Origin of the sequence: Streptomyces cellostaticus (assembly GCF_023630175.1) — a bacterium.
GTDB lineage: Bacteria > Actinomycetota > Actinomycetes > Streptomycetales > Streptomycetaceae > Streptomyces > Streptomyces cellostaticus_A.
Map to the genome: position 1 here is coordinate 1 of NZ_JALLIN010000021.1, position 14,740 is coordinate 14,740.

General features: G+C 73.1%; 12 protein-coding genes and 1 pseudogene. 4 read left to right on the forward strand and 9 right to left on the reverse strand.

Annotated elements, in window-relative coordinates; genetic code table 11:
- Positions 1–61: 61 nt before the first annotated feature.
- Positions 62–568 (reverse strand): hypothetical protein, encoded by a 507-nt coding sequence (locus MXD57_RS15215; RefSeq protein WP_250401960.1) that lies wholly within the window; start codon positions 566–568, stop codon positions 62–64.
- A 266-nt stretch (positions 569–834) separates the two neighbouring features.
- Between MXD57_RS15215 and MXD57_RS15220 the strand changes: the two genes are divergently transcribed.
- Complete coding sequence (locus MXD57_RS15220; RefSeq protein ID WP_250401961.1) at positions 835–1,434, forward strand: YceI family protein; 600 nt, start codon at positions 835–837, stop codon at positions 1,432–1,434.
- Between the two features lie 75 nt (positions 1,435–1,509).
- On the opposite strand, the gene MXD57_RS15225 is transcribed toward MXD57_RS15220, so the two are convergent.
- The 3 genes from MXD57_RS15225 to MXD57_RS15235 all read right to left on the reverse strand — a co-directional run bounded on the left by MXD57_RS15225 (position 1,510) and on the right by MXD57_RS15235 (position 6,539).
- Complete coding sequence (locus MXD57_RS15225) at positions 1,510–1,884, reverse strand: VOC family protein (protein WP_250401962.1); 375 nt, start codon at positions 1,882–1,884, stop codon at positions 1,510–1,512.
- A 252-nt stretch (positions 1,885–2,136) separates the two neighbouring features.
- On the reverse strand, positions 2,137–3,468 hold the full coding sequence (locus MXD57_RS15230; RefSeq protein ID WP_250401963.1) for a hypothetical protein: 1,332 nt from the start codon (positions 3,466–3,468) through the stop codon (positions 2,137–2,139).
- A 59-nt stretch (positions 3,469–3,527) separates the two neighbouring features.
- Entirely contained in the window at positions 3,528–6,539 is a 3,012-nt protein-coding gene (locus MXD57_RS15235; protein ID WP_250401964.1) for a glycoside hydrolase family 3 protein, read from the reverse strand.
- A 173-nt stretch (positions 6,540–6,712) separates the two neighbouring features.
- On the opposite strand from MXD57_RS15235, the pseudogene MXD57_RS15240 reads away from it, so the two are divergent.
- The 3 genes and pseudogenes from MXD57_RS15240 to MXD57_RS15250 all read left to right on the forward strand — a co-directional run.
- Positions 6,713–6,937: pseudogene (locus MXD57_RS15240) on the forward strand (RICIN domain-containing protein); the annotation flags it as partial.
- A 10-nt stretch (positions 6,938–6,947) separates the two neighbouring features.
- Complete coding sequence (locus MXD57_RS15245; RefSeq protein WP_250401965.1) at positions 6,948–7,430, forward strand: hypothetical protein; 483 nt, start codon at positions 6,948–6,950, stop codon at positions 7,428–7,430.
- Between the two features lie 84 nt (positions 7,431–7,514).
- Positions 7,515–8,123: a GPP34 family phosphoprotein gene (locus tag MXD57_RS15250; RefSeq protein ID WP_250401966.1), complete on the forward strand. Its 609-nt coding sequence runs from the start codon at positions 7,515–7,517 to the stop codon at positions 8,121–8,123.
- Between the two features lie 355 nt (positions 8,124–8,478).
- On the opposite strand, the gene cimA is transcribed toward MXD57_RS15250, so the two are convergent.
- The 5 genes from cimA to ureA all read right to left on the reverse strand — a co-directional run bounded on the left by cimA (position 8,479) and on the right by ureA (position 14,537).
- Entirely contained in the window at positions 8,479–10,089 is a 1,611-nt protein-coding gene (cimA, locus tag MXD57_RS15255; RefSeq protein WP_250401967.1) for a citramalate synthase, read from the reverse strand.
- 359 nt (positions 10,090–10,448) lie between these two features.
- Entirely contained in the window at positions 10,449–11,060 is a 612-nt protein-coding gene (locus MXD57_RS15260) for a TetR/AcrR family transcriptional regulator (protein WP_250401968.1), read from the reverse strand.
- A gap of 10 nt (positions 11,061–11,070) precedes the next feature.
- The gene (locus tag MXD57_RS15265) at positions 11,071–12,090 is read right to left on the reverse strand and encodes an agmatine deiminase family protein (RefSeq protein ID WP_250401969.1); all 1,020 of its coding nucleotides are present in this window, start codon (positions 12,088–12,090) and stop codon (positions 11,071–11,073) included.
- A gap of 15 nt (positions 12,091–12,105) precedes the next feature.
- The gene (locus MXD57_RS15270) at positions 12,106–13,830 is read right to left on the reverse strand and encodes an urease subunit alpha (protein ID WP_250401970.1); all 1,725 of its coding nucleotides are present in this window, start codon (positions 13,828–13,830) and stop codon (positions 12,106–12,108) included.
- Positions 13,827–14,537 (reverse strand): urease subunit gamma, encoded by a 711-nt coding sequence (gene ureA, locus MXD57_RS15275; RefSeq protein WP_250401971.1) that lies wholly within the window; start codon positions 14,535–14,537, stop codon positions 13,827–13,829. Before ureA ends, MXD57_RS15270 begins: the two co-directional genes overlap by 4 nt.
- Positions 14,538–14,740: the final 203 nt, after the last annotated feature.

Below are 14,740 nucleotides of genomic sequence, written 5' to 3' on the forward strand. Positions count from 1 at the left end.
GCGGCGGCGGTGCGCGTCGGCCCGGTCCCGTGCCGGTGCGGCCGGTCACCGCCCTCCCGGCTCAGCAGCCGCCGCAGTTGTAGTACAGGACGTCCCAGTGGTTGCCCTCGTCGGCGTAGATGTTGCCGGAGCCGGACCTGTACTGGGGAGCGCCGTCGCCGCGCAGGCCGATGTAGCTGAAGCTGTTCTTGATGTACGAGGTGACGCAGGTGTTCTTGCCGTAGTCGAGCTTGTAGCCGTTCCAGTGCGAGTAGGTGCCCGAGGCGTGGCCGGTCTCGGTGCCACCGGTGATGTCGAGGGCGCAGCCACTGGCCTGCTTCAGGGTCTGGGCGCCCTGCGCGGTGGCGAGGTTGAGCTGCTCGAAGGAGGTGCAGGTGGCGTTGTACCGATCGGAGCAGTTGCCGGAGGACGACCAGGTGATGCCGACGGCGCGGAACATGCCGGTGGCGGTCGAGTGACTGATCCTGGTGACGGCGAAGGCGTCGGTGGCGGTGCCGACGACGGCGACACCGGAGGCGGCGACGAGGGCGAGCGCGGTCAGGGCGGAGCGGGCCTTCAGGGCCTTCATGGGGAGACCTTCCTGCGGTGGGCCGTGCTTCCTGTGATTCGGCTGTGCAGGTGGTACGGGTGCGCAGGGAGATGGTGCCCGAGGTCTACGCGCGTTCGCCAGAGGGCGCACCCGGTTACTCTCCGTTGATCCGAGAACACGTGGCGGATGATGTTGAAAACTCAACGGAATAGGTCTACGGTCGAAGTCGTTCGGCTAGTTGAACATTAAACAGAATGCTCGTGGCCTCCCCAGGAGTGCCGCGACCGTCCCCAAGGAGCACCGCAATGGGCATCTTCGGCCGCAGTGAGAACACCCCCGGGACCGCCGCCTCCGCCGGCCTCGATCCGGCCGCGCTGACCGGCGAGTACACGATCGACCCGGCCCACACCACGCTCGGTTTCGTGGCCCGTCACGCGATGGTCACCAACGTCAAGGGGAGCTTCAAGGAGTTCACCGGCGCGCTGCACCTGGACGGCGCCGAGCCCGCGAAGTCCACCGCCACCCTCGATGTCCGGATGGACAGCATCGACACCGGCAACGCCGACCGCGACGGACACCTGAAGTCCTCGGACTTCTTCAGGACCGACGAGTTCCCGGCGATGACCTTCCGCTCCACCCGGGCCGAAGCGCTCGGTGGCGACGACTACCGCATCACCGGCGACCTCTCCATCCTCGGCGTCACCAAGCCGATCACCATCGCCCTGGAGTTCAACGGCGCCGCGAAGGACCCCTTCGGCAACGAGCGCGTCGGCTTCGAGGGCAAGGCCGAGATCCTGCGCTCCGAGTGGGGTCTGACCTGGAACGCGGCCCTGGAGACCGGTGGTGTCCTCGTCTCCGACAAGATCAAGCTGGTGTTCGACATCTCGGCCGTCAGGAGTGCCTGACCCCATCGCGCCCCACCCGCGCCCGGCGGCAGGTCCGGGCGCCCGCGGCGCGGGCGCCCGGACCGCCTCCCGCGGCTACAGGTAGGGGCGCGTGATCAGCTCGATGGCGTGACCGGCGGGGTCCTTGAAGTACACCCCCCGGCCACCGTGCTCGCTGTTGGTCTCGCCGGGGCGCCGCATCTGCGGATCGGCCCAGTGCTCGACGCCGCCGTCGCACAGGCGCCGGTAGGCGCGGTCGAACAGCTCGTCGTCGACGAGGAAGGCGTAGTGCTGCATCTGGATCCCCACCGGCGGCTCGGCGAACTGGAGGAGCACGCCGTCGTGGAGCTGGATGTTGACGAACGGTCCCCACGAGGGTGCTTCCGGAAGTTCCAGCAGCTCCCGGAAGAACCGGGCCGACTCGGCGCGGTCCTTCGCGGCGATGATGGTGTGGTTGAACGTGACTGTCATATGGCTGACCTCGCTACGGCTCGGGCACGGAGAATGGACTCGTGGTGCTCGGGCGCGGGGAGGTCCACGTGCGGAGCGGGGGTGCCCTGTGCGCACCCTCCGTGCGGTCAGCCCTCCACCGGGTGGCCGATCCGTGTGTGGCGCGAGGCCGGTCCGGTGTTCACGTCGGCCGACGGTAGTCGATCAAGCAGGCGCCCGCAACGAGGCGGCGGAGACAGACGGTCGTACCGCCGGGGCATGCGGTGGGCCGGGTCAGAAGCCGCCGCCGAAGTCGCCGCCCCCGCCGCCGTCGAGACCGCCGCCGAAGCCGCCGCCGAAGTCGCCCGGGTCGAAGTCGGCACCGGAGACGTCGCCGCCCTGGTAACCGGCGGCGCCGAAGTCGCCGTGGTCATAGGCGTAGGACGGGGTGGACATCATGCTGCCGAGCAGGGTGCCGGCCAGGAGGCCGGGGAGGATGCCGCCGCCGAAGTAGCCGCCGGCCCAGGGGCCGTAGGCGGGGCCGGCGTCCCAGTAGGGGCGGCGGCCGTGGTCGGTGTCCACCTCGCGGACGACCGGGTCGCGTCCGTCGGCCAGGCGGGTGGCGTCGGCGGCGCAGACCGGGACCTCGCGGAGGCTGCCGCCGGGCGGGGTCCAGGCCGCGTCGGTGACGGAGGGACCGTGCCGGGGGTCGAAGAAGCAGGGTGGGCGGCGCTCCGGCGGGGGGCGTCCCTCGCGGCGGGCGGCCAGTCCGGCGAGGGAGAAACGGCCGTCCTCCAGTGCCTCGGTGACCGGCCGGACGTCCTCGGGCCCGCGCGCCCCGGCCATGCACTGCTTGGCCCTGTCGTAGGAGTCCAGGGCCCGCTCGTAGTCCGCGCGCATCGCGTCGTCGGCGCCCGGCTCCGCCGGGTGGAAGTCCAGCCGGTCCAGTTCCTCGCCGAAGGCGGTGATGTCCTCGTCCACGACCACCCGCAGCCGGTCCAGGGCGGCCCGCCGCTCCGCGGCGCGACGACGGCGGTTGCGGCGGACCAGGGTGTAGGCGCCCGCCCCGCCGACGGCCAGGACGACGGCCGCCGTGATCAACGCCGTGCCCGACGTGCCTCCCCCGGCGGCCCGGCCGCCCCAGCTCGCGGGGGCGCGGCCGCCCATGTTCGCCAGGGCGCGGTCGGTGAAGTCGGCGAGCTGGGTCCTGGCGTCCTCGCCCCGCACGCTGTCGACGAGATTGCGCACGGCGGTGCGGGAGAGGACCGAGGAGTCCGCGCGGGCGTCGAAGCGGTCGCCGAGCCGGATGGCGTACAGGCCGGTGATGCCGGTGGCCGTGCGCAGGTCGGAGAAGAGGTTCGCGGTGGGATGCCCGGCCGGCAGGACCGTGACGAACAGGGGCTTGCCGGCGCCCTTGATCCGTCCGGCCAGCCGGTCGGCGTCGGCCCGGGACAACTGCCCGGAGGCCGCCGGGTCCACGTGGACCGGGCCCTTGCGCAGGGCCTCGGCGATGCCGGACACGCCGGTGGCCGCCATCACGCCCGGGGCCAGGGCGGTCGCGACGACCAGCGCCAGCACGGCCAGCAGCAGCGCCGGGAGGCTTCGGGTCCGAAGGACGGCCTTCACCCTTCGAAACTACCCGAAACCTCCCGGACCGGCCGGGCGCGCGGGTCACCGGACGGCGCTCACGCGGCCCGGTAGGCCTCCGCGAGCCTGCGCACCGCCTCCGCGTAGTGGCCGGTCAGCAGCAGGTGGTCCGCGTCGGCGAAGGGCTTGGCCACCGCGGCGGTCATCCGGTCGCCCGCCTCGCGCTGGACGATCAGCCGGGCCCGGGTGACCAGCTCCCGTCCGGCCCGGTCGGCTCCCGTCCGCTCCGCCGCCGCTGCCGCGAGCCCGAGCGCCCGCAGCGTGGCCGCACCGCCCCGGGGGACACCGGTGAGCGTGGTCAGGCCCCAGCCGTAGGGGAACTGCGGGTCGTACGCGGCGTCCCCGACGTTGATCGGCAACTGGGACTCCGATCGGGGCCAGGTGACCGGGAGCTGTCCGGTGAAGGGCCGCCTGCCGTAGAGGACGTCGGCGACGCCGCCGCCCTCGGTGCCCGGCAGCCAGGAGGCGACCAGCGCGTCGATCCGGCCGAGCCGGTCACCGATGAGCTGCGGGCGCCCGGACACGACCAGCACCGCGCACCTCATGGCAGCGCACACCTTGTCGACGGCGGCCTGGTCCGCTGCCGAGAGGGTGAGCCGGTGGCCGTTGCCGACGTCGCCGACCCCCTCCGCGTACGGGGTCTCGCCGACGACGACCACGCCGGCGTCGTAGCCGCCGGTGGGTGCGGAGGCGTCCTCGGAGTACGTGACGTCCCCGCCCGCCTCGCGCATGCCGTCGAGGATCGTCGTACCCGGGGTGGTGTTCCCCGAGCCGCCCTGCCAGGTGACGGTCCAGCCGCCGGTCTGGTTGCCGATGTCGGCGGCGTTGGAGCCGGCGACGTAGACCTTCTGGCCCCTCCTCAGGGGCAGCAGTCCACCGCTGTTCTTCAGCAGCACCTGGGACTCGGCCGCCGCGCGGCGGGCCACCGCCCGGTGCGCCGGGGACCCGATGGCGGCGGCGCCGCGGGTGTCGGCGTACGGGTGCTCGAAGAGACCGAGCCGGAACTTCTGGGTGAGGATGCGGGAGACGGCGTCGTCGATCCGCCGCTCCCCGATCCGGCCGGCCCGCACCTCGTCGACGAGCGTGCCGGTGAACTCCTTGTAGGTGTACGGCACCATCATCATGTCCAGGCCCGCGTCGACCGCGGTGCGGACGTGGGAGGCGTAGTCCCCGGGTAGCTGGTCGATGGCGTTCCAGTCGCTGATGACGAACCCGTCGAAGCCCATGCGGCCCTTGAGCACGCCGTTGATCATGTCGGCGCGGGCGTGCATCTTCACCGGGCCCCGGCCGTCGCCGAGGATGTCGAGCGAGGAGTACGACGGCATGACCGTGCCGACGCCCCGGTGCACGGCGTTCCTGAACGGCGCCAGGTGGACGGCCTCGAGCTGTCGCCGGGTGACCTTGGTGACACCCTGGTCGATCGTGTAGGTGCCGGTGGTCGAGGAGCCGTACCCGGTGCCGCCGTCACCGACGAAGTGCTTGGCGGTGGCGAGCACCTTGTCGCCGCGGCTCAGGTCCCTGCCGTCGGCCCGGCCCTGGAGACCCTGGATGACGGTCTCCATCGACTCGACCAGCGCCGGGTCCTCACCGAAGGACTCGTAGGAGCGTCCCCAGCGTTCGTCGCGGCTCACGCACAGGCAGGGCGCGAAGTCCCAGGGGACGCCGGTGGCCCGCACCTCGGCCGCCGTCACCGCGCCGGTCCGCTCGGCGAGCCGGGGGTCACGGGTGGCACCGAGACCCACGTTGTGCGGCATGATCGTGGCGCCGACCAGGTTGTTGTGGCCGTGGACCGCGTCGACGCCGTAGATCAGCGGGATCTGGAAGCGGGTCGCCCGCGCCCGCAGCTGGAAGGCGTCGATCATCTTCGCCCAGGCGTCCGGGGTGTTGGGCGTCGGCGTCGAGCCGCCGCCGGAGAGCAGCGAGCCGAGCGCGTAACCGGCGATGTCCCCCTGGTCGGCCAGGGCGCCGCGCTCGGCCTGGGTCATCTGGCCGGCCTTCTCCGCCAGGGACATACGGCCGAGCAGGTCCGCCACCCGCTCGCGCACGGGCAAACGGGCGTCCAGATAGGGCAGTCCGTGGGCGTCGATGACGACCTGCGGCGTGTCGGCGGGCGCTCTGGCACCGGTCACCGTGAGCTTCAGCGGGACGGTCTCGGCGGGCTCGGCCGCCTTGTCCCGCAGGGTGGGCACCCGGACGGTCCGCGAGGTGCCGGAGGCGGTGCCCGCCGGGAAGGTGAGGGTACCGGAGACGGGGGTGTAGTCGCTCCCGGGGCCGGCGGTGCCGCCCGCCGTCGTGTACGTGACGGTCACGGGCTCGTCGAGGGGCCGGGCACCGGTGGTGGCCACGGTGATCCCGACCTTCGCCGTGCCGCCCTCCGTGACGGGGTACACGGCCGCGCCGGTGCTCACCGAGGCGCGCAGCGACTGGTCGGCCCTGCCGTACAACTCCACGCCGTCCATGGCGAAGTGACCCTTGGCGCCGGCCGGGAGCGTGACCGCGTACCCCCACATGCGATCGAGGCCGAGGACGTGGTCGATCCCGCCGACGGGCTGGTAGTCCGTGCGGTAGGTGAAGTCGGTGAAGGGGATCTCGATCCGCCTCCAGCCGGTGAAGTCGTCGGTGAAGGAGGTGGTCCACAGCTCGGAGGCCTCGCCGTGGGCGCCGCCGTCCTTGATCTCGAAGGCGACCTTCCGGCCGTTGTCCTGGCCGTCCCACCAGAACCGGATGCCCCGGTGGGGGGACCAGTCGCGGCCGGACCCGGTGGCGGCGAAGTCGTGGGTGAACCCGCCGTAGCCGCTGATGTCGTAGGAGCCGGTGAGGACCTTGGCGCCCTCGGGGGCGTCGGCCCGGGCGGTCAGGGCGAGTGCCGGCGGATCGTCCGTGTCGCCGCCCCAGGTGAAGATGCCCTCGGCGGGCTGGGCGGCGAAGGGGACCTCCCCCTCGAAGCGGTCGACGGGGACGGGGGCGGGATCGTCGGCGGCTCGCGCGGTCGCCCAGGGGAGCAGCCCGCTGAGGAGTGCGGCGGAGACGAGCAGGGCGGTTCTTCGCATGTACCTTCCCTCGGCTCTTGATTCACTCATGGCTTAGATCACGTCGTGAGTTAACTGGCCCCGCGGCACGCCGTCAATACTTCACGTCAGAAGTGGCGCGGGGTCGACGAGCGGCCGGAAGAAGGCGGTTGTGTGTTCGGAAACTGAATGCGCGACCTCCTGGCGCGCGCCCCGGGCCGACGGCCGACGGGGCACAGTTGTACGACTGCAACGGAACCGGTGCCCAGCGGTGGTCGTACGACGCCGCCGCCGGTGATGCGGTGAACGTGGCGGCATGCAGGTGCCTCGACGCCACCGACGACTCGTCGGCCGACGGGGCCCGGGCACGGATCCGGTCGTGCCCGGCGGCCGCCGACCAGAAGTGGACAGCGGTAGGGCGGGGCACCTCCCGCCGGTGAGGGGGCGGATGTGCGCAGGAGTGCCGTACCGGCGGTGGCCGCCGGGTGTCTGCTGCTCGGCGGCTGTGCGGCGGTCGATCTGCCCCTGGCCGGCGTGGGGGTCGGGCCGGACGGTGCGCCGTACGCCCTGATCCGGCCCTGTGGCGACGACGCCTGGCAGTGGCCCCACCTGGACGGGCGGGCCCGCGGTGGCGCGGGCGGGCCCGTCACCACCGGATGGGACGTGCGCAAGGAGGATCTGCACGGGGACGCCGAGTTCCCGCTGTTCACACCGCCCGGGAGCTGGCGGGCTCGGCACCGGGGCGAGCAGCGGCTGCTCCCCCGGCACCGGTACGAGCTGGGCTTCGGGCACTACGTGACCGGCGACTCGTACAACGGGAGGGTGGAGTTCACCGGGGAGCGGATCGGGCGGCTCCGGCCCGGGCAGGTCTGGGCCGACGGCCGGGTGCTGAGCCGGGCGGACTTCGAGAAGCTCGCGGCGGACTCCTGCTGAACGGCGCGCGGCCTTGTCGCGGACCGGCTTTCCACGCTTCATGGTGGTCGTAGGGAAAGCCGTCCGGGACCGGGAGCGCGTCACATGACCACAGCACGGGATCTGTTCATCGTCGGCACCGACATCCCCGGCGACCACCCCGTGGAGCAGGGCGACCTGTCGCTGGCGCTCGCGGGCGCCGAGCTCGTCGACCTGATCGGGGCGCGTGCCGTGACCCTGGAGGGCGAGCGCATGGTGCCGGGGCCGCCGCTGGCGCTGGGTGACCGGATGCTGGACGAGGCGGACTCGGCGCTGGTCCGGCGGGAGCCGTACGAGACGGTCGAGGACTGGCTGTGGCGCCGGGGTGAGGGACTGGCCGCGGCCTACTTCGACGCCCTGGACGCGGAGGGACAGCTCACCGGCGAGCGCAGGCCCTGGTTCCCGCGCCGGCCGCGGACCGCCGCGGCCGGCGACACCGCGGCCCGGCGGCACGCCACCGACCGCTGGGAGTCCCGCGAGCCGGTCCTCGCCACCCTCGCGGCCGCCCTGGGCATCGGCGACGGGCAAGGAGACGGGGCCGGGGAGGAGTTCACCGACGAGCCGGTCGTGACCGTGCTGGCCGCGGTCGGCGACGCGGTGACGGAACTGACCGCCGTGCGGCAGCGCCGGGAGATCGAGAACGCGGCCTTCGACAACATCTGGCGGGCGCCCTGACCCGGCGCACCGGCCGCCCGGTCCCCCGGCGGGGCGCCCTCGGTGCGGGCGCCGTCCCGGTGACCGGACCCGGGCGCGTCGACCGGTGCGGGGACCACTGGGCGCCGCCTCGACCGGCCGTGGGGTTCCGCCGGCCCCTGAGCCCGCCGGGGTGAAGGGGCCGGGCGGGGACCCGGTGGAGCGGAACGGCACGCGGACCGTCGCGCCGCACCGGTACGGCGGCCCGCCGGCGCCGCGGTCCGGATCGCCCGGTGCCCGGACGCCCGATCCGGACCGGGGGCAGGCGCCCGGCCTGGGCGCCGCGCGGGCGCCGGCCGGGACGGCACGTCCGTCCTCGGTCAGGCCCGCACCGCTGCTACTCGGCCGGCTGGACGCCGGCCCGCAGCAGCCCGTAGGTGTAGGCGTCCTCCAGGGCCTGCCAGGACGCGGCGATGACGTTCTCCGCGACGCCGACCGTGGACCACTCGGCGCCGCCGTCGGAGGTGGAGATCAGGACGCGGGTGGTGGAGGAGGTGCCGTGCACGCCCTCCAGGATGCGGACCTTGTAGTCCACCAGGTCCAGCTTGGCGAGCTGCGGGTAGATCTTCTCCAGGGCCACCCGCAGAGCCCGGTCCAGGGCGTTGACCGGGCCGTTTCCCTCCGCGGTGGCGACGATCCGCTCGCTCTTGGCCCACAGCTTCACGGTGGCCTCGTTGGCGTGGGTGCCGTCGGGGCGGTCCTCGACGATGGCCCGCCAGGACTCGACCTCGAAGTACCGCAGCGGCCTGCCCTCGACCTCGGCCCTGAGCAGCAGTTCGAAGGAGGCGTCGGCGGCCTCGTAGGTGTAGCCCCCGAGTTCGCGCTCCTTCACCCGCTCGACCACCCGGCCGACCAGTTCCCGGTCGCCGCCGAGGTCGATGCCGAGCTCCTTGCCCTTCAGTTCGATGGAGGCCCGGCCCGCCATGTCGGAGACCAGCATGCGCATCGTATTGCCGACCAGTTCGGGGTCGATGTGCTGGTAGAGGTCGGGGTCGACCTTGATCGCGGAGGCGTGCAGCCCGGCCTTGTGGGCGAAGGCGGAGACGCCGACGTACGGCTGGTGCGTGGACGGCGTGAGGTTGACGACCTCGGCGATCGCGTGTGAGATCCGGGTCGTCTCGCGCAGCCGGCCCTCCGGCAGCACCTTCTTGCCGTACTTCAGCTCCAGGGCCGCGACCACCGGGAACAGGTTGGCGTTGCCGACCCGCTCGCCGTAGCCGTTGGCCGTGCACTGCACATGGGTGGCGCCCGCGTCGACGGCGGCCAGGGTGTTGGCGACCGCGCAGCCGGTGTCGTCCTGGGCGTGGATGCCGAGCCGGGCACCGGTGTCGGCGAGGACGGTGGAGACGACCGCGTGGACCTGGGCGGGCAGCATGCCGCCGTTGGTGTCGCAGAGGATGACGACGTCGGCGCCGGCCCGGGCGGCCGTGCGCACGACCGCCTTCGCGTACTCGGGGTTCGCGCGGTAGCCGTCGAAGAAGTGCTCGCAGTCCACGAAGACCCGGCGGCCCTGTTCGCGCAGGTGGGACACGGTGTCCCGGACCATCTCCAGGTTCTCGTCCAGCGTGGTGCGCAGCGCCAGCTCGACGTGCCGGTCGTGCGACTTGGCGACCAGCGTGATCACCGGGGCGCCGGAGTCGAGCAGGGCCTTGACCTGGGGGTCGTCCGCCGCCTTGGCCCCGGGGCGACGGGTGGCGCCGAAGGCGACCAGCTCGGCGTGCCGGAGGACCATCTCCCGCTGGGCCCGCGCGAAGAACTCGGTGTCCCGCGGGTTGGCGCCGGGCCAGCCGCCCTCGATGAAGCCCACGCCGAAGTCGTCCAGGTGCCGGGCGATGGCGAGCTTGTCCGCGACCGTGAGGTTGATGCCCTCGCGCTGCGCACCGTCGCGCAGCGTGGTGTCGAAGACGTGGAACGAGTCGTCGAGCTCGCTGGTTACCGTCTCGGTCATGAGTTCAAGGCTCCTGATTGTGAATCTTCGGTCTTACCGGAATGTCCGGCTCCACCGCCCCTGCGGAACTCCTCGCGCGGCGCCTCCCGGCCGTGGGTGAGCCGGAAAACGAAAAGACCCCTCGCGGGTGCGAGAGGTCTGCGCGCGGGTCTGAGACGACGATGGCCACCCGCACCTGGTAGTACGAGATGGTCACTGCGGACCGGCGCGCCTGCTGCCGATAATCATGGCGAACGAGGGCACGCAGGAAGTTTCGCACAGTCCCCGCCCCGCCCGGCAGGCCGTCTCAGTATCCGGTCGCCGCGGTGGACGGGGCGCGCGCCGTGGACGGGCACCGGCTCCGGGCCCGCTCCGCGGCGTCAGGCCTCCGGCGCCGGAGGCGCGTGCAGTGCCTCGGCGAGGAACTCCCGCACGTGGGAGATCACCTGCTCGCGGTCCGTGCCGCGCAGGCCGATGGCGACATGGATGGAGAAGCCGTCGAGCAGGGCGCGCAGCCGGGCGGCGAAGCGGTCCGCGTCGACCGGCCGGAACTCGCCGCGTGAGACGCCCTCGGCGATCAGGGCGACCAGGTCGCGGTGCCAGGCGCCCTCGATGGCGGCCTGCCGCTCCCGGGCGTCCTCGGCGGCGTTCTGCGAACGGTTCCAGACCTCGAGCCACAGGGTCCAGTGCGGGTCGGGGTGTCCGTCCGGGACGTACAGTCCGACGTACGCCTCCAGCCGCTCGCGGGCGGTGCCCGGGCGGGTCAGCAGCCGGCCGCGCTCGGCACCGAGCCGGCCCTCGCTCCACTCCAGGGTGCGCAGCAGCAGCTCGTCCTTGGAGCGGAAGTAGTACAGCAGGTGGCCGCTGCTCATCCCGACCTCACGGCCGAGCGCCGCCATGGTGAGCTTCTCCAGACCGCGCTCGGCGATCATGTCCATGGCGGCGGCGAGGACGTCCTCGCGCGGCGGCGCGTTCCTGCGCGCACCGGCCATCGGCTGCTCCCTAGCTCTTCGGCTGCTGTTGTGTGATGCAGTGGATGCCTCCCCCACCGGCGAAGATCGTACGGGCGTCCACCGGCGTCACCTCCCGGTCGGGGAACAGACGGCGGAGGACACCGGCCGCGACCTCGTCGTTCGGGTCGTCGAAGGCGCAGAGCACCACACCGCCGTTGCACAGGTAGTGGTTGATGTAGGAGTAGTCGACCCAGTCGCCCTGCTCGTCCTTCAGGACGGTGGGGGCGGGCACCTCGACGACCTCCAGCGGGCGCCCCCGGGCGTCGGTCTCGGCGCGCAGGATCTCCAGGTAGGTCCTGGAGCGGGCGTGGTCCGGGTGGGCGGGGTCCCGCTGGCTGTGCACGAGGACCGTGCCGGGCCGGGCGAAGGCCGCGACGATGTCGACGTGGCCCTGGGTGCCGTACCTGCCGTAGTCGCCGGACAGGCCGTGCGGGAGCCAGATCGCCTTGCTGGTACCGAGCCTGGCGTGGATCTCCGCCTCGACCCGCTCGCGGCTCCACCCGGGGTTGCGCCCGGCGCCGAGCTGGACGGTCTCGGTGAGCAGCACCGTGCCCTCGCCGTCGACGTGGATCGCGCCGCCCTCGTTGACGAGTCCGCTGCTCAGCACCGGCACTCCGGCCAGGTCCGCGACCTGGCGGGCGATCTTGGAGTCGTGCTCCCAGCGGGCCCAGTCCTGGCCGCCCCAGCCGTTGAACACCCAGTCCACGGCGGCCGGCCGGCCCCGCTCGTCGAGCACGAAGGTCGGGCCGATGTCGCGCATCCACGCGTCGTCCAGCTCGCGCTCCACCAGCTCGACGTCCGGGCCGAGCAGCGCCCGCGCCGACTCGCCCTGGCCGGGGCCGTGCACCATCGTCACCGGCTCGAAGCGGCGCACCGCCCGGGCCACCCGGGCCCAGGCCGTGCGGGCCGCGGCCAGCTCCTCGTCGCCGGCGAAGGTCGGGTTGGGTCCCGGCCAGGCCATCCAGGTGCGCTCGTGCGGGGCCCACTCGGGGGGCATGCGGTAGGTCATGGGCAGGTCCTTGGATCAGAGGAAGTAGAGCCGGTTGAGGGACACCGACTCGGCGGGTTCGGAGCGCAGCGGATCGCCGTCGAGGGTGACCAGGCCGGTGCGCCGGTCGACGTCCACCGCGCCGGTGCGGGAGTTGAGCCGCAGGTCGGCCGGGCCGATGCCGCGGGTGCCGCGGACGGCGACCCGGCGGCGCCGGGTGGGCATCGTGTCGCCGCCCTGCTCGACGGCGGCGCGGGCGACGAAGGCGACCGAGAGGTCGGCGGCGGTGGCTCCGTGCGCCCCGAACTGCGGTCCCAGCACGAGGGGTTCGCAGGTGTCGGTGGCCGCGTTGGGGTCGCCGGTCACGCCGTACGCCGGGAACCCGGACTTGAGGACGAGCTGCGGCTTGGCGCCGAAGTACTCGGGGCGCCACAGCACGATGTCGGCGAGCTTGCCGGTCTCGATCGAGCCGACCTCGTGGGCGAGGCCGTGCGCGATGGCCGGGTTGATGGTCAGCTTGGCGATGTAGCGCAGGACGCGGGCGTTGTCGTCGCCCTCGCCGTCGCCCTCCAGCGGGCCCAGCTCCGCCTTCATCTTGCCGGCCATGGCGAAGGTGCGCCGGACCGTCTCACCGGCCCGGCCCATGCCCTGCGCGTCGGAGGAGGTGATGCCGATCGCGCCCAGGTCGTGCAGGACGTCCTCGGCGCCCATCGTGCCGGCCCGGATGCGGTCGCGGGCCATGGCGGCGTCGCCGGGCAGGTCGGTCTTCAGGTCGTGGACGGAGACGATCATGCCGTAGTGCTCGGCGACCGCGTCCCGGCCGAAGGGCAGGGTGGGGTTGGTGGAGGAGCCGATGACGTTCGGGACGCCGGCCATCTTGAGCACGTTCGGCACGTGGCCGCCGCCGCAGCCCTCGATGTGGAAGGCGTGGATCGTACGGCCCTCCAGCACCCGCAGGGTGTCCTCGACGGACAGGCACTCGTTCAGGCCGTCGCTGTGCAGGGCGACCTGGACGTCGTGCTCCTCGGCCACCCGCAGGGCCGTGTCGAGCGCCCGGGTGTGGGCGCCCATGTCCTCGTGCACCTTGAAGCCGCTCGCCCCGCCCTCGGCCAGCGCCTCCACGAGCGGCGCCCGGTGCGACGACGAACCCCGGCCCAGGAAACCGATGTTGACCGGCCAGGCGTCGAAGGCGCCGAAGGCGTGCCGCAGCGCCCACGGCGAGTTCACGCCCACGCCCCACACCGGGCCGAACTCCTGCCCGATGATCGTGGTCACGCCGGAGGCCAGGGAGGCCTCCATGATCCGCGGCGACAGCAGGTGCACATGGGTGTCGACGGCGCCGGCGGTGGCGATCAGCCCCTCCCCGGACACGATGGACGTGCCGGTGCCGACGACGACGTCGACACCGTCCAGGGTGTCGGGGTTGCCGGCACGGCCGACGGCGTGGACGCGTCCTTCGCGGATGCCGATGGACACCTTGCGGATGCCCTGGACCGCGTCGATCACGAGGACGTTGCTGATCACGACGTCGCAGGTGTCGCGGACGGCGGCGGCCTTCAGGTGCAGCCCGTCGCGGGCGGTCTTGCCGAAGCCGGCGAGGAACTCGTCGCCGTACCGCTGGGCGTCCGACTCGACCCGGACGGTCAGCCCGGAGTCGCCCAGACGGACGCGGTCGCCGGCGCGAGGACCGTGGGTGGCGGCGTAGGCGTGCGGGTCGACATGGACCGACCTGCTCACCTCTCGCCCCTTCGAGCGGCTCATCGCTCCTCGTCTCCTTCCTCCGGGCCGCGGCCCGCGACGCCCAGGTATCCGCAGGCCGCGGCTCTGCGCAGCGCCTCCCGCTTCGCGCCGGGAGCGTCCAGCGGGCCGTCGACCAGACCGGCGAAGCCGATCGCGATCCGCGCGCCGCCGATCGGCACCAGGCCGACCTCCTCGCTCTCCCCCGGCCCGAACCGCACCGAGGAGCCCGCCGGCACGGCGAGCCGCATGCCGTAGGACCGCTCGCGGTCGAAGTCGAGCCGCGGGTTGGCCTCGAAGAAATGGAAGTGGGAGGTGACGGAGACCGGCACGGACGCGGTGTTGGTGACCTGGAGCCGGACGGCCGGCTCGGGGTCCGCGTGCTCGGGTCCCGGCAGCAGCGCGCCCGGCGCCCGCTCCCCCAGGCCGCCTCCGATGGGGTCGGTGACCACCGCGAGCCGGGAGCCGTCGTCGAAGACGGCCTCGACCATCACCTCGGTGACGACGTCGGCGACACCCGGCAGCACGTCCTCGGGGCCGAGCAGCGAGCGGGCCGCCTCGACGGCCTCCGCGAGCCGCCGGCCGTCTCGGGCCGCCTCGCAGACCGTGTCCGCGATCAGCGCGGTGGCCTCCGGCACGTTCAGCCGGAGGCCGCGCGCCCGGCGGGCCCGGGCCAGCTCGGCGGCCCCGAAGAGCAGCAGCCGGTCCCGCTCGGTGGGGGTCAGTCTCACGGCACGGCACCTCCTTGTCCTCGCTGGTTTAGAGCGTCACTCTAAACAAAGGGAGGGAGCGAGCGCAGGAAGGCCAGATGGAGAAGGATCAATGTCACATTGAGCGTCGCTCGAACCCATGGGGCGAGGCGCCGGGGAGGAGGACCGTGAAACATGCAGGGGCCGCCCCGGACGCGATGTCCGGGGCGGCCCCTGCGGGCGCC

Excerpts from the sequence above, each read along its gene's own strand:
- MXD57_RS15250 (WP_250401966.1), top strand. The coding sequence starts at position 7,515 with ATGACCACAGCACGGGATCTGTTCATCGTCGGCACCGACATCCCCGGC.
- MXD57_RS15260 (WP_250401968.1), bottom strand. The coding sequence starts at position 11,060 with ATGGCCGGTGCGCGCAGGAACGCGCCGCCGCGCGAGGACGTCCTCGCC.
- MXD57_RS15235 (WP_250401964.1), bottom strand. The coding sequence starts at position 6,539 with ATGCGAAGAACCGCCCTGCTCGTCTCCGCCGCACTCCTCAGCGGGCTG.
- MXD57_RS15225 (WP_250401962.1), bottom strand. The coding sequence starts at position 1,884 with ATGACAGTCACGTTCAACCACACCATCATCGCCGCGAAGGACCGCGCC.
- cimA (WP_250401967.1), bottom strand. The coding sequence starts at position 10,089 with ATGACCGAGACGGTAACCAGCGAGCTCGACGACTCGTTCCACGTCTTC.
- MXD57_RS15215 (WP_250401960.1), bottom strand. The coding sequence starts at position 568 with ATGAAGGCCCTGAAGGCCCGCTCCGCCCTGACCGCGCTCGCCCTCGTC.
- MXD57_RS15270 (WP_250401970.1), bottom strand. The coding sequence starts at position 13,830 with ATGAGCCGCTCGAAGGGGCGAGAGGTGAGCAGGTCGGTCCATGTCGAC.
- MXD57_RS15220 (WP_250401961.1), top strand. The coding sequence starts at position 835 with ATGGGCATCTTCGGCCGCAGTGAGAACACCCCCGGGACCGCCGCCTCC.
- MXD57_RS15265 (WP_250401969.1), bottom strand. The coding sequence starts at position 12,090 with ATGACCTACCGCATGCCCCCCGAGTGGGCCCCGCACGAGCGCACCTGG.